The sequence below is a fragment of the Bacillus sp. PSXD-155 genome (genome assembly GCF_049310765.1).
Taxonomy (GTDB): Bacteria; Bacillota; Bacilli; order Bacillales; family Bacillaceae_G; genus Bacillus_A; species Bacillus_A cereus.
Genome location: NZ_JBMOWC010000005.1, coordinates 35,679 through 51,198 on the forward strand (window position 1 = coordinate 35,679; position 15,520 = coordinate 51,198).

Sequence of the window (15,520 nt, forward strand, 5' to 3'; positions counted from 1 at the left end):
TGCGCAAAAAACAAACAAAATATAAGCAACTACTTATTTCTTTCTATTCAAAATATTACAACATTATATTATCATATTCACTTTTTAAATACATATATATTTTTGGTAGTTTTTTTGAATAAATCTTCCAATTCAATCAGAAAATAATGGCAAAAAAGAAGAGGAGTTTACATATGGATACGGTAACATTAGCAAGAGCATTTTTTGGTTCTTCATTAGCATTCCACATTATCTTTGCAACACTTGGCGTTGGACTTTCATTGATGATTTTTATAAGCGAAATACTCTATCACTGGAAGAAAGACTCCGACTATGCCATTATGGCGAAAAGATGGACAAAGGCGTTTGCTATTCTTCTCGGTGTAGCAATTCCAACTGGAACAATTGTCGGTGTGCAAATCTCACTTCTTTGGCCTGGTTTTGCCAAAATTGTTGGGCAAGTTATTTCTGTTCCCTTCCAAATTGAGATTTTTGCCTTCTTTTTGGAGGCTTTATTCATGTCGATTTACGTATATGCAGCCGATAAACTTCCTCCATTTATGAGATTAATCTCGCTATTTTTCGTCATGCTTGGTGCCACGGCATCCGCCGTTCTTATTACATCAGCAAATACATGGATGAATACACCAGCAGGATTTTCAATGAATCCAGATGGATCTGTTTTTAACGTTGATCCTTGGAAAGCTTTCTTTAATCCGAGTTTTGGCACAAGTGCATTCCATGTCGTTATTACGGCTTATGCAACTGGTGCGGCTGTCATTGCTTCTATCGCTGGATTTAAATTATTGAAGAAAAATTTAAGTACACGTGAAATTGCTTATCATAAAAAGGGGCTACTATTAGGGCTTGTCGTGACATTTATTACAGGCGCTACGATGTGGCTTTCAGGGCACGAATCGGCAATCGCCCTACATAAACACTCACCTGAAAAACTTGCATCTGCTGAAGCTTTATTTGAAACGACATCACACGCACCGCTATCCATTGGCGGGATTGTGGATCCTAATACGCTTGAACTAAACTATGCACTTGAAATTCCAAACATGCTTAGCTTATTAGTGGGACTAGACCCTAGCACTGTCGTAAAAGGTCTAAATGAATTCCCACAAGAAACATGGCCACCATTTTATACACATACACTGTTCAACTTAATGGTCGGCACTGCTGCGTTTACCTTTGCAGTTGCAGCAATTGCTCTCTTATATTGGTACTTCGTTTACCGAAAAAAGGGGACAGAACTACCGAAGTGGCTACTTTGGGGGGCTGCCGCATGCGGACCAATTATGATGCTCGGTATTGAATTCGGATGGATTTTCAGTTGTAGCGGTCGTCAGCCATGGACAATTTATGGTATGCAACGTACAGTCGATGCTTCTACTCGCGCTGATTTCGTCGGTCCTTTATTTGTTTTATTCATCATTTTATATATTGGACTCGCTATTTTAACAGTCTTTGTTCTACGGACATTCTTTAGAAGACATCCATTAAAGAATGATTTACAACACCAAGGAGGCGATTCTCGTGCATGAGGAAAGTATTGCAATCATCATCTTATGGGCCCTTATTTTCGTATACAGTATATTAGGGTCCATCGATTTTGGAGCTGGTTTTTGGGGCATGGTATACGCAAAACATCCAACGCTCGCTGCCAAACTTGCCAATCGGTACTTATCACCAACTTGGGAAGTAACAAATACGTTTCTCGTTTTCGTCGTTGTCGCATTTCTCGGCTTCTTTCCGAAAGCGGCCTTTACTCTTGCAACCGTTATGTTCGTACCAGTTATGTTAATTTTAGTACTCGTTGCAGTACGTAGTACATTTATGGTATTTGCTTACTCCTTGCCAAAATATCAGTACCTTCTTCGGGTTATTTCAGGTATTACTGGTCTCTTAATTCCAGCACTATTAATTACCGTTTTACCCGTTACAGAGGGAGCGTATATTACAATGTCTGAAGGAAGAGAAGTACTCCTGTATGGAAAACTTCTTTCTAGCCCGGTTATCTATTGTTATATGCTCTTCGGACTAACGTCTGAACTATTTCTCTCCTCTCTCTTTCTTGCTGATTTTGCGAGAGAGCAAGGTTCAGAAGATGCATACAAACTTTATAGAAGGAATGCCATCATACTTGGCCCTGCAACACTTGTTACGGCGATTATCGCTCTCGTTGTAATGGATCCAGAAACACATTGGCTTATGCAAGGATTAATAAAGCAATTCCCATGGTTTACAGTTTCTATTGTTCTATTCGTTATCGGATACTCGTCCCTTTGGTGGACAAACAAGAAGTATAACACACTAGGATTCCCTCGCATTGCTGTTTTAGCTGTCGTCGCTCAATATGCATTTGCAAGCTATGCTTACGGGGTCGCGCATTTACCGTATATTATTTATCCTGACGTAACTGTATTTACAAGCTTTACAACGAAAGAAACGTTCTATGCACTGCTCATTCTATACGCAATTGGGATTGCAATTTTATTACCAGGATTTATTTTCTTCTGGAATTTATTCTTGAAGGATCGTACTTTTTTGAAGGAAAAATAATATAGCCTTGGAGTCTGTTCCAAAAGGTATTTTGGGATAGACTCCTCTTATTATATTTTGTCGTTAAGTCGATATATTTTAAAAATTTCCGATATAAATCTCATTTCCTACCTTACTACCCAATCGATTTATAGACTCCTATCACAATAGTTATTTCACTACTAGTGACACTTGTCCTTTAGCATGAAAAACACATATTCGCTTCATCTCGTTATACGTCTAGTTCTTCTTATTTTTTGCTGAATATACTACCAATATAAACTTGAGACAAGCTACATCTGTTTAAGGGAAAATAGAAAGGTAGGCAAAATATGAGCATTGAAATATGGATTACTATTATTGTATTCTTCTTAACAATGATTGTTATCTTTTGGCGGCCTCGAGGTTTAAATGAGGCGTGGCCAGCAGCAATCGGTGCTGGCATTATCCTAATTACTGGACTTGTGTCAAAACCAGACGTCATAGATATTGTTAGTAAAATAGGAGGAGCCTCCATAACAATATTAGCGACTATTGTTATGGCAGTTATATTAGAAAGCTTCGGCTTCTTCCATTGGTCCGCAGCGAAACTAGCAAATTTAGCAAAAGGGTCCGGTCACCGTTTATATTGGTATATTCAATTACTATGTTTTCTTATGACTCTTTTATTTAATAACGACGGCAGTATTTTAATTACAACTCCAATTTTAATTCTTCTTCTAAAAAACCTTCAATTAAAACCACATCAACAAATTCCTTATTTATTAAGTGGCGCTTTAATCGCTACTGCGTCTAGTGCACCAATTGGTGTAAGTAATATCGTAAACTTAATTGCATTAAATATCGTTAATATGACTCTTTATATGCATACTGCTATGATGTTTGTACCTGCAACATTAGGCTTATTATTTATGTCATGGCTCATGTATACAGTTTTGAAGAAAAAACTTCCGAAAAAATTACCTGTTTCTTCATATGATATTGAAGAAATTTTTTTCACGAAAAACTTCCATCCACTAAAAGGAAATAATTCTGTTGATACGAAACAAAAACGGACAAGATTCATGTTAAAAGTATTAGGTTTTGTCTTCCTTATGCGCTGTCTTCTATTCGTTGCATCCTTCTTATCCATACCAATTGAAATCGTTGCGGTACTCGGTTCACTCGTTCTTCTCATTTGGAGATGGTACTACTTACGAACAAATCCTGTCGACATTTTGAAAAAGACACCGTGGCACATTTTAATTTTCGCCTTCTCTATGTACGTCATTATTTACGGACTCCACAACGCAGGATTAACAGCTGCACTTGTACAATGGCTCGAGCCAGTTGTGAATCAGCATCTACTCTATGCTAGCTTTGCGATGGGCGGACTTGTATCCATCCTCTCTAACGTCTTCAATAACCATCCTGCCCTTATGATTGGTACGATCACATTAACAGAAATGGGACTAGATCCAGTCACATTAAAAACAATCTATCTCGCAAACATCATTGGTAGTGACATCGGTTCACTATTACTACCAATTGGTACGCTAGCTTCACTCATTTGGATGTATATTCTGAAACAAAACAAAATTAAAGTAAAATGGAAAGACTATTTAAGTGTATCCCTTATCGTTATCCCGCTCACAACAGTCGTCACACTATTCCTCTTATTCTACTGGGTACACCTCTTCTTTGCCCTATAAACAACAGAATCCCCATTTGCTACCGTCTTAGCAAATGGGGATTCTTCTATAATAAAGTTAGGTACTACAGTGTGATCAATCAAGTAAAGAGGTGTAACGTGTTATTGATATAAATGACTACCAGCTTCTTTAAATTCTTCTGCTTTCTCTTTCATTCCTTTTTCAATTGCTTCTGTCGTTTCTAAATCATTTTCTTTTGCATATTCACGAATATCATGTGAAATTCTCATACTACAAAACTTCGGTCCACACATTGAACAGAAGTGAGCTGTCTTTGCCCCTTCTGCAGGCAACGTTTCATCGTGATATTCCATCGCACGTTCAGGATCTAAAGATAGATTAAATTGATCGCGCCAACGGAATTCGAAGCGTGCTTTTGAAAGTGCATCATCACGCTGATGAGCCGTTTTATGTCCTTTCGCAAGATCAGCCGCATGCGCTGCAATTTTGTACGTAATAACACCCGTGCGTACATCATCTTTATTCGGTAAACCTAAATGTTCTTTCGGCGTTACATAACAAAGCATCGCCGTTCCAAACCAACCGATCATCGCAGCTCCAATCGCCGATGTAATATGGTCATAACCTGGTGCAATATCTGTTGTTAGTGGCCCAAGTGTGTAAAACGGCGCGCCCTGACAAATATCAAGCTCTTTCTCCATATTCTCTTTAATTAAGTGCATCGGTACGTGTCCAGGTCCTTCGATCATAACTTGCACATCATGTTTCCAAGCAATTTTGGTTAATTCACCAAGTGTTTCAAGCTCAGAAAACTGTGCTTCATCATTTGCATCTGCAATAGACCCTGGACGTAATCCATCTCCAAGAGAGAACGAAACATCGTACTGTTTCATAATTTCACAAATCTCTTCAAAATGAGTATATAGGAAGTTTTCTTTATGATGGAATAAACACCACTGCGCCATAATCGAACCACCGCGTGAAACGATACCTGTCGTACGCTTTGCCGTGATTGGAATGTAACGAAGCAATACACCAGCGTGAATCGTAAAGTAATCAACGCCTTGCTCCGCCTGCTCAATTAACGTATCACGATATACTTCCCACGTTAAATCTTCTGCAATTCCGTTTACTTTTTCCAGCGCTTGATAGATCGGTACAGTTCCAACTGGTACAGGCGCGTTACGAATAATCCACTCACGCGTCGTATGAATATTTTTACCTGTAGATAAATCCATAATCGTATCTGCACCCCAGCGAGTAGCCCACGTCATCTTCTCTACTTCTTCTGCAATAGAAGAAGATACAGCAGAGTTTCCGATATTTGCATTGACCTTCACATGGAAGTTACGCCCGATAATCATCGGTTCAGCTTCTGGATGATTAATATTCGCTGGTAAAATAGCGCGGCCTTCTGCGATTTCCTTACGAACAAACTCCGGCTCTACCCCTTCACGAATCGCAACGTATTCCATCTCAGACGTAATAATGCCATTACGTGCATAGTGCATTTGCGTAACATTTGCACCTTGCTTTGCTCTAAGCGGCTTACGATCCATTTGCGGGAAAACAGGTGTATGCTTCGAAGCTACTTTCACACCGTCATCCTCTGGTTTCACTTCACGCCCTTCGTATGCTTCTACATCACCACGCCCCATAATCCAAGAGTGGCGCGGCGTTGGAATGCCTTTTTCCAGCTCGACCTTATACGCAGGATCTGTATAAGGACCGCTCGTATCATACACACGGATTGGTGGATTTGGGACGCCATTCGTTTCGCTTTGTTCAATCTCACGCATCGGTACTTTCATGCCTTCTCGTGGTCCATCCACATATACTTTCTTACTCCCTGGTAAACTCGATTTCAATTCAATTTGCTCAGCTGAAACAGATTGTTTCATAATTTTTGTTGCCCCCCTGTTCGTGACAAGGACGAGATATGGCCAGCGCATGCCAAAATAAAAAGAGCCAGGTCCATAAAAAAATAAGGACCTGGCTCATAAAGACATCATTATGTAAAGCCGTTAACTTCCCTACGCTGGTACGAGCCAGATCAGGTCCAAAGGGTTAAGAAGTTCACGCGCTTCTCTCTCAGCCTACGCATACGTTAGGCACCCCTAGTTTATCACTGATTTAATTTTCAATACTTTCCCATCATACACTATAATCTGAAAAATTCAAAGTTTATTTCTTTTGTTTTTTATGGAATCATCCACGTTAAATAATACGCCTGCACATACGTCATAATACCAACAATAATTACGAAGAATAAGCTATGCTTCACTGTAAAACGGAACAAATCCGATTCTTTTCCAGCAAGACCAACCGCCGCACAAGCAATCGCAATCGACTGCGGAGAAATCATTTTACCTGTTACACCGCCTGTTGTATTTGCTGCAACGAGAAGCACTTCAGATACGCCGACTTGCTGCGCTGTAATGGCTTGTAAATTTGAGAATAATGCATTCGCTGACGTATCAGACCCTGTTAGGAATACGCCAATCCAGCCTAAGAATGGTGAGAAGAACGGGAATAGTCCACCAGTTCCGGCTAATGCTAACGCTAACGTGGAAGATAGACCAGAATAGTTTGCGATAAATGCAAACCCTAGTACGAATCCAATAGATAGAATTGGCATTTTTAATTCACTTAACGTTTCTTTAAATGTCACTACTGCATCTTTTACATTCATTTTCAAAATAAACATGGAAATGATACAAGCAATTAAAATCGCTGTTCCGGTTGCCGATAATACATCAAACTTCAGAATTGCCTCGTAAGGCGTTGGTTTATTTACAATTGGCTCTGCTTTCATTACTAAATTATGCAGACCTGGAATTTCAAACTTAAATACAAGACTTTCTAAAGCCCCTCCTGGAGCGAATAATGCCTTAAAGAAACTTTGGCTCCAAATGACTACCATAACCGTTAATACGATAAATGGAGACCATGCCTTCACTACTTTTCCAAACGTTAATTTCGGCATCGATGCCGCTGTCGTTGTTGCTGCTACTTCACTATTTGCTTGCCCGGATTGATAAATTTCTTTCGGCTGCCAAACTTTTAAGAATAGCGATAAACTCACTAAACTTACTAGTGCTGACGTAATATCCGGAAGTTCTGGTCCTAAGAATGTCGCTGTAATGAACTGCGTAATTGCAAATGAACTACCCGCTACAAATAGAGCCGGCCATGTTTGTCTTACCCCTTTAAATCCATCCATTAAAAATACAATAAAGAATGGAACAAATAATGATAAGAACGGTAATTGATGTCCAGCCATTTGGCCAATTTTATTTGGATCAATACCAGTTACTTGTCCAGCAACTGTAATCGGAATTCCCATCGCTCCGAACGCCACTGGTGCAGTATTTGCAATTAAACAAAGACCTGCTGCGTATAAAGGATTTAACCCAAGACCCGCAAGAAGCGCTGCTGTAATCGCTACTGGTGCTCCAAATCCTGCCGCTCCTTCTAAAAATGCTCCAAATGAAAATCCAATTAAAATAACGAGTAGACGATGATCGTTCGTAATCGATAATACCGATGCACGAATCACATCGAATTGACCTGTTTTTACAGAAATTTTATATAAAAATACCGACATAATGATAATCCAAGCAATCGGCCATAATCCGTATAAAAAACCATATCCGGTCGCTGCCATTGCCATCGTGAACGGCATTTTATAAGCGAATAACGCTACTAAAACTGTAAGTACAACTGTAATAAATCCTGCCACATACCCTTTCATGCGGAAAACTGCTAAAGCTAAGAAAAAAAAGATAATCGGAATAAGTGCGACCGCTGCCGAAATCCAAATGTTTCCGAATGGATCATAAACTTGTGTCCATGTGTTCATTGTTCTCTCCCCCTAAAGAATCCCCTTTTAAATAGAATAACCTCATCAATAGACTATCAGGTCATCATACCTTTAAGCCTAAAATAAAAAAACGTTTAAGAAAACGTTTTCAACAACTTCCATTTATACTGTACCATAACAATTTCCATTAAAAAAGATTTTTTTGAAAATTTTATCATTTAATAAAAAAATCTTACAAAATCGTCATGTTCCTGTAATGTTCATCGATAGAAAGCTTGCAAAAATTATTGCATAATAATAGTATAACAACGGACATTATTTATGAGGTGATATATATGAATGGAAACAAAATATTAGCTGCTTTATCGTACTTTAGTGTACTATTTGCCCCTATCTTATTCCCAATTATCGTTTGGATTGTGGGGGACGCTGAAACAAAGCCACATGCAAAACGTGCTCTATGGACACACATCATCCCAAGTATCGCTACATTTATCGGCGTAGCCATTTTAGGAATTATGGGTATGGGATCTGACCAAGCAGATGTAACACTTGGAATTGGATCAATGATTGTCTTAGCTATTTGCGGAATCATCAGCTTATACTACTTCATCTGGAACATTGTAAAAGGAATTAAAGTACTGAAAGCTTAATTTTAAACAAACGTTTGTTTAAAAAAGGACCCTTGCAAATTGCAAGGGTCCTTTTCCCGATTCGTTCACTTTATCTTCTGCGTTTCTTCTTTTTTCTCATCATTTTCTTTCGGCGCGTATTCACTTTATCCGCTATAATGTGGAGCGTACTTGCCACAACAATTCCCATTAAGAACGTTACAATTTCAACCTCATGCTTCTTCGCAATTTCTATTAAATTACCATCCAGTGCGATTACATTTAATAGGAATAAAAATGGAGAAAAGACGATTAACATGTACGCAATACGAATCACATCACCAAGTATAATCGTATGCGTAAAGAAAGATCGATGCGGCATTACTTTCTTATAAGGATACCAAAATATACGTAAGAAACCCCATTTGTTATAAGCATTACTGTACGTATCTAAATCTGGTGTTAAAAATGAAGTACCTACTAAAAAACCAATTGCAAAAGTTAATAAAAAATCAAAATTTGTTAATCCATACGAAAAAAGCAAAAACAAAACAGCCGGAAGGGATATTAAGTTTATTTTCGTATGCGTTCTTCCTGATGGCATAATGCACTTCCTCGCTTACGTTCGTCCTGTCACCTTATGACAGGTTTCACCTATTGACCTAATTTCTGATCGATAAATGTTGTGTCTATATCCGAACCAAACCATTCTGCCAACTTCACTCGTGCCTTATCTTTCACATCTTCATTGACGTATAACGACACCTGTATTAGTGCGGCCGTTAACGCCCCTAAATCATCCGTATAACCAATTCCAGCAATGAAATCTGGAATCGCATCAATCGGTGCAATAAAATAAGCAAGTGCTCCAATTACAATAATTTTCACTCGTTTTGGAACATCGGGTCTTTGCAAAACGTAAAACAGTAATAAACTTGTATAAATGACCGACTGCCCTGCTTGCTTTGCAACATGTTTTACTTTCTTCCAAAACGCTTCAACTGAAAATTTTTGTTTCATGTAAAAGCCTCCCTATTTTTAAAAAGAAATAAGCTACAATATGTTATCAGTAAAAGTTCATAGAAATTACACAAAACCTATCAATGAACTTTCATTGTAACAAACAAACTAAAAAAGAACAAGTGTTCGTTAATTTTTACACAATTTCCTTCATATAATAGATTTCTAGATAACCCTTACCCATCTTCGTTTCTTATTTCTCAACAAAGAAAATTTTCACTTCCACTTAACATTCTGCTCTATCTTTGTTATATTTTCTAGTTGACGGACATATAAACGAATGTTAAAGTTTTCTCTGGTAGTGACAAACCTTATACAAAAAATGTAAAATGTTATAGTGTTTCTCAGAAATGAATTTTGTTGTATAATACAGAAATGACGTTATGCTTATGAGCAACAAAAGAAACCAAAAGGGTATGCATAGTTATAGTCGTATATGGGTGAATATAGAACCTTTAATTATGGCCAAGAAAACTATGTATTTTTTATTTTAGCATTTTTCGCTCCAAAATCGACCAAGCCTGATAGAGAAAGGGTGGAAATGAATGAAAGAAACCTTGAAATCACAATTTCAAAATGTGCGTTTCACTGTATTCGTAGCATTAGCCTTATGGCTGAAAACTTACATTATTACACGCACAAGCTTTGATTTAAAACTTGAATCTTTCATGCAAGAATTCATTTTATTCCTTAGCCCATTAGCAGCATCATTACTGCTTGTTGGTCTTGCATTATTTGCAAAAGGGAAAAAACGTAACTATATAGCACTAGGAATTAATTTTATCTTAACAATCGTTCTTGTTGGTAACGTAATGTTCTACGGATTCTACAATGACTTCGTTACTTTACCAGTACTCGGACAAACATCTAACTTCGGAAGTTTAGGTTCTAGTGTGCAAGAATTATTTAACTACAAAATTATTCTTGCATTTGCAGACATTATCATATTCTTCGTTCTGTTGAAGAAAATGAAAAACTTTGCACCTACAGAGCGTGTAGCACGCCCGATGCGTTCTCTATACTTCGTATCAACAGTTGCTATTTTCTTCGCAAACTTAGGACTTGCAGAAGCTGAACGCCCAGAACTATTAACACGTTCATTCGACCGCGTTATGCTTGTTAAAAACTTAGGATTATATGTACACCAAGTATACGATCTTGGCTTACAAGCGAAATCAAGTTCACAAAAAGCATTCGCTGACGGTAGTAAATTACAAGAAACAGAAAACTACGTGAAAACAACACAAAGTAAACCAGATCCAAATATGTTCGGTACTGCAAAAGGGAAAAACGTAATTGTTGTCTCTCTTGAGTCATTACAAACATTCTTAATTGGTGCAACAGTTAACGGACAAGAAGTTACACCATTCTTAAACCAATTTACGAAAGAAAGTTATTACTTTGATAACTTCTTCCATCAAACTGGTCAAGGTAAAACATCTGATGCTGAATTCCTAGTAGATACTTCTTTATATCCACTAGACCGCGGTGCTGTATTCTTCACACACGGTAACAATGAATATACAGCAACTCCAGAAATTTTACGTCAGCAAGGGTATCACACGTCGGTATTCCACGCAAACAACGCAACATTCTGGAACCGTAACATTATGTATCCAGCACTTGGTTATGATCGTTACTACAACGAGCTTGATTACAAGATTACGCCGGAAACAAAATTAAACTGGGGATTAAAAGATATCGAATACTTCGATCAATCTATTGATATGTTGAAAGAAGTGAAGCAACCATTCTATACTCGCTTCCTTACTTTAACAAATCATTACCCATTCACTTACGATGACAGTACAAAATTAATCGACGAATATAATTCTGGTGATGGAGTATTTGACCGTTACATGGTAACTGCTCGTTACTTAGACGAAGCAATGAAACACTTTATTGAGCGTCTAAAAGCAGAAGGTATTTACGACAACTCAGTAATCGTATTCTACGGTGACCACTACGGTATTTCTGAAAACCATAACCGTGCAATGGCACAGTTCTTAGGAAAAGAAGAAATCACTGCATTTGACCATATGAACTTACAAAAAACACCGATGTTTATTCACGTTCCAGGTCAAAAAGAAGGTAAAACAATTTCGAAACCAACTGGTGAAATTGATATTAAACCAACTATTCTAAACTTACTTGGTGTAGATTCTACAAATGACGTTCGATTCGGTCATGACGTATTCTCACCTGATAATAAAGGATTTGTTGTTCTTCGTGACGGTAGCTTCGTTACAGATAAATACATGTACACAAACAGTACATTCTACGACCGTGCTACTGGCGAAGTTGTACAATTACCGAAAGAAGAATCTCAACCACTAATTGATCGTGCCCAAAATGAATTGAACATGTCTGATAAAATCATTGAAGGTGACTTACTTCGCTTCTCTGAAAGTAATAAGATCAAAACTGGTGAAGTAAAAACAGCTATTAAAGAAGAAAAGAAGAGCGCTGAGTAATCTCAGCCTCTTTTTTTATTTTCTTCCATACAACTACTTATATTCATTAACTTTAAAATTACATAACCTTTACCAAATATTCACATAGTATTAATGAAAAATCTCTATAATAAAATATGTAAACAAGGTTCTACATATTTCTTATCTCTCATCTTTCGTAAGATCCCTTAAAGAAATGTGTAAATCTTTTGTTTCTACTTTCTTATGATTGTCTTTCAACATGTTTTGTTTCCATACACAAAGCATTCAACGAGACAATGTCCCTATGAAAGATAGCTACCCTCCTTGCGCAGCATTCCATAAGAATGTTGCTTTTTTTTATTTAAAAGCAGGATTCTCATTCTTATTTTCGAATTTGTATATACAAAATGCTGTAAAGTGAAACTTTAATCAGCCCTCACCAATCGGGCATTTACGGGCATATGTAGAGAATTACTTACATAAAAATTACTATAGTGATTCTTATCTCGCATGAATGAAAGTTTCACGTTACTTACGTACTTACGAAAGGATGGGACGGAAATTGGCATACGAAAAATTTGTACTTTGGAATGATGAAGTTATTGATACAACAAAACAACAAACGTACATAGAACTTGAAGAAAGAGGTTTGCAGTTCGGAGATGGTGTCTACGAGGTTATTCGCCTATATAAAGGGAACTTTCACTTATTAGATCCGCACATAACGAGATTATATCGATCCATGGAAGAAATAGAATTATCGCTCCCTTTCTCAAAAGCTGAACTTATCACTTTACTTTACAAATTAATTGAAAGAAACCATTTCCACGAAGATGGCACAATTTATTTGCAAGTATCTCGCGGTGTACAAGCTCGCACACATATATTTTCATATGATAACCCTCCGACAATTTATGCCTATATTACAAAAAAAGAAAGACCAGCGTTATGGATCGAATATGGTATACGCGCTATATCAGAACCGGATACTCGATGGTTACGCTGTGACATTAAATCATTAAATTTATTACCAAACGTACTAGCTGCTACGAAAGCTGAACGGAAAGGCTGTAAAGAGGCACTTCTCGTAAGGAATGGTATTGTAACGGAAGGAAGTCATTCCAACTTCTTTTTAATTAAAAACGGAACCCTTTACACACATCCAGCCAATCACCTTATTTTAAATGGCATTATTCGTCAATATGTCCTTTCTTTAGCGAATACCCTTCACATACCTGTACAGGAAGAACTTTTCAGCGTTCGTGACGTTTATCAAGCAGATGAATGCTTTTTCACAGGCACAACGATTGAAATTTTACCAATGACCCACCTTGATGGAACCGCGATTCAAGATGGGCAAGTTGGACCTATCACCAAAAAACTGCAAAAATCTTTTAATAAAATCTTGTTACAATCCAATATGTCATCTTCTTAAACACGAATAATTTCTGTCCTTTCATATTCAATATATGCATTTAAATGGAACTCAAGGTGTAAATTTATGCCTTGATTTTTTCTTGTAATCTTTTTGTCATATTCAGATTCCCACATAAGCCTTGACAGTAATCGACATGCTCTTTAGAATTTTTAACAGTTGGTAAATATTTCTTCACTACATTACAGACAGAAAGGAATCGACAAATTATGAAAAAGTATCTTGCCGGTCTTGCGGCAGTGTCTGTAGCAGGAGGAGCAGCACCTACACTTGATAGTGTTCAAGCTGCACCTGAACAAAATACACAAAAAGCTGCTACAACTGTCCAAGCTTCTGCGTCAAACAGCTCATCTTATAAGGTAAACGCGAGCGTCTTACATGTTCGTGCGGGATCAAGCACTTCTCACGACATCATCTCACGCGTTTATAACGGTCAATCATTAAACGTGATTGGCGAAGAAAATGGTTGGTTCAAAATTAACATTAACGGACAAACAGGCTTTGTTAGTGGCGAATTTGTATCAAAAAGTGGAGCAGCAAACAACAATGTAAGCACAGGTGGAAACAATAAAGTTACTGCTGATGTATTACGTGTACGTACAGCTCCTAACACATCTAGTTCTGTTTCTGGACGTGTATATGAAGGACAAACATTAAACGTAATTGGACAAGAAAATGGTTGGGTGAAAATTAACCATAATGGACAAGTAGGTTATGTAAGTGGCGAATTCGTATCTGGCGTTTCTTCTAATGGGGGTTCTTCAAACAACAACACGAATAATAACAATAACAACCAAGAAGTAAAACCAGCAAGCGGAAACTATACAGTAAATGTATCTTCCCTTCGCGTTCGTACAGGTCCTAGTACTTCTCACACAACTGTAGGTTCTGTCAAAAAAGGACAAGTAGTACAAGTTGTCGGCGAAGTTCAAGATTGGTTCAAAATCAATTACGCAGGACAAACTGCTTATATAAGCAAAGACTACGTAACAAAAGGCGGTTCTAACGAAAACGTTACAGAAGGCAACAAACAAGAGCAAAACAATAATAATGGAACTATTCAAACTGGTGGTTCTTACGTAGTTAACGCTACATCTTTACGTGTTCGTACAGGCCCTGCCGCTTACCATAGTGTAATTGGTGGCGTTTTAAACGGTACAACATTAAACGTAGTTGGATCTGAAAACGGTTGGTTTAAAGTAAATTACCAAGGAAAAACAGGCTTTGTTAGTAGCGAATTTGTAAAATTCGTTAAAGGTGGCACTACTACTCCTGAGCAACCAAAACAACCTGAAAAACCTAACCAAGGTGCAATTGGCGACTATTACATTAATGCTTCTGCACTAAATGTACGTAGCGGCGAAGGTACAAATTATAGAATCATAGGTGCACTTCCACAAGGTCAGAAGGTTCAAGTAATCTCTGAAAACTCTGGATGGAGCAAAATTAACTACAACGGTCAAACTGGTTATATCGGAACACGTTACCTATCTAAAACACCAGTTGGAGGCGCAGTAGATAATAAGCCTAACAATAACCAAAATAACAATCAAAACAATAACAACAATAATAATACAGGCAATAATAGTGGCGACAGTTCTTCCGTACTTGCATATGCAAAATCAATGCAAGGTGTACCATACGTTTGGGGCGGAACTTCTGCTAACGGCGTAGATTGCAGTGGCTACATCTACCACGTATTTAAGAAATTTGGTCATAACATTAGCCGTCAAAGTGTTGCGGGATATTGGAGTAGCCTACCAAAAACTTCAAGTCCACAACCAGGTGACTTAATTTATTTCCAAAACACTTATAAATCTGGCCCTTCTCACATGGGTATTTACCTTGGGGGCGGATCATTTATCCAAGCTGGAGATAAAGGTGTAGCAATCGCTTCATTAAGTAACTCTTATTGGAAGAGCCACTTCTTAGGATACACGAAAGCACCTTAATTAATAGTTTCAAAGCCTTCTAGTTTACTAGAAGGCTTTTTTGTACGATTTCAACACATTACTCCC

Annotated in this window: 11 protein-coding genes and 1 riboswitch; of the genes, 7 read left to right on the top strand and 4 right to left on the bottom strand. The window is 37.7% G+C overall.

Features of this window, described 5'->3' with window-relative positions:
• The first annotated feature begins 173 nt into the window (after positions 1-173).
• From cydA to ACO6VI_RS06755, 3 genes are all read left to right on the top strand, one after another.
• Positions 174-1,529 (top strand): cytochrome ubiquinol oxidase subunit I, encoded by a 1,356-nt coding sequence (gene cydA / locus ACO6VI_RS06745; protein ID WP_000381974.1) that lies wholly within the window; start codon positions 174-176, stop codon positions 1,527-1,529.
• Positions 1,522-2,547 (top strand): cytochrome d ubiquinol oxidase subunit II, encoded by a 1,026-nt coding sequence (locus ACO6VI_RS06750; RefSeq protein WP_000544189.1) that lies wholly within the window; start codon positions 1,522-1,524, stop codon positions 2,545-2,547. The genes cydA and ACO6VI_RS06750 overlap by 8 nt, the downstream gene beginning before the upstream one ends.
• A gap of 311 nt (positions 2,548-2,858) precedes the next feature.
• The gene (locus tag ACO6VI_RS06755; protein ID WP_000021125.1) at positions 2,859-4,217 is read left to right on the top strand and encodes an arsenic transporter; all 1,359 of its coding nucleotides are present in this window, start codon (positions 2,859-2,861) and stop codon (positions 4,215-4,217) included.
• A gap of 101 nt (positions 4,218-4,318) precedes the next feature.
• Here the strand turns inward: ACO6VI_RS06755 and thiC are convergent, their stop codons facing one another.
• Positions 4,319-6,079, bottom strand: a complete 1,761-nt coding sequence (gene thiC, locus ACO6VI_RS06760) for a phosphomethylpyrimidine synthase ThiC (protein ID WP_000814477.1) — start codon at positions 6,077-6,079, stop codon at positions 4,319-4,321.
• Between the two features lie 112 nt (positions 6,080-6,191).
• A riboswitch (TPP riboswitch) is annotated at positions 6,192-6,307 on the bottom strand.
• Between the two features lie 71 nt (positions 6,308-6,378).
• Positions 6,379-8,040: an L-lactate permease gene (gene lldP / locus ACO6VI_RS06765; protein WP_422423013.1), complete on the bottom strand. Its 1,662-nt coding sequence runs from the start codon at positions 8,038-8,040 to the stop codon at positions 6,379-6,381.
• A gap of 296 nt (positions 8,041-8,336) precedes the next feature.
• Between lldP and ACO6VI_RS06770 the strand changes: the two genes are divergently transcribed.
• Positions 8,337-8,654: a DUF4870 domain-containing protein gene (locus ACO6VI_RS06770; protein WP_001014096.1), complete on the top strand. Its 318-nt coding sequence runs from the start codon at positions 8,337-8,339 to the stop codon at positions 8,652-8,654.
• Positions 8,655-8,724: 70 nt separating this feature from the next.
• Here ACO6VI_RS06770 and ACO6VI_RS06775 read toward each other — a convergent pair whose 3' ends face one another.
• Complete coding sequence (locus ACO6VI_RS06775; RefSeq protein WP_063549077.1) at positions 8,725-9,216, bottom strand: metal-binding protein; 492 nt, start codon at positions 9,214-9,216, stop codon at positions 8,725-8,727.
• Between the two features lie 50 nt (positions 9,217-9,266).
• On the bottom strand, positions 9,267-9,632 hold the full coding sequence (locus ACO6VI_RS06780) for a YkvA family protein (protein ID WP_000810378.1): 366 nt from the start codon (positions 9,630-9,632) through the stop codon (positions 9,267-9,269).
• Between the two features lie 545 nt (positions 9,633-10,177).
• On the opposite strand from ACO6VI_RS06780, the gene ACO6VI_RS06785 reads away from it, so the two are divergent.
• From ACO6VI_RS06785 to ACO6VI_RS06795, 3 genes are all read left to right on the top strand, one after another.
• Positions 10,178-12,106 carry an LTA synthase family protein gene (locus ACO6VI_RS06785; protein ID WP_063549079.1) on the top strand — a complete coding sequence of 643 codons (1,929 nt, stop codon included), beginning with the start codon at positions 10,178-10,180 and terminating at the stop codon, positions 12,104-12,106.
• A gap of 511 nt (positions 12,107-12,617) precedes the next feature.
• Positions 12,618-13,502, top strand: coding sequence for a D-amino-acid transaminase (locus ACO6VI_RS06790; RefSeq protein ID WP_075717958.1), 885 nt, complete (start codon positions 12,618-12,620; stop codon positions 13,500-13,502).
• A gap of 209 nt (positions 13,503-13,711) precedes the next feature.
• Positions 13,712-15,454 carry an SH3 domain-containing protein gene (locus tag ACO6VI_RS06795; protein WP_422423014.1) on the top strand — a complete coding sequence of 581 codons (1,743 nt, stop codon included), beginning with the start codon at positions 13,712-13,714 and terminating at the stop codon, positions 15,452-15,454.
• Positions 15,455-15,520: the final 66 nt, after the last annotated feature.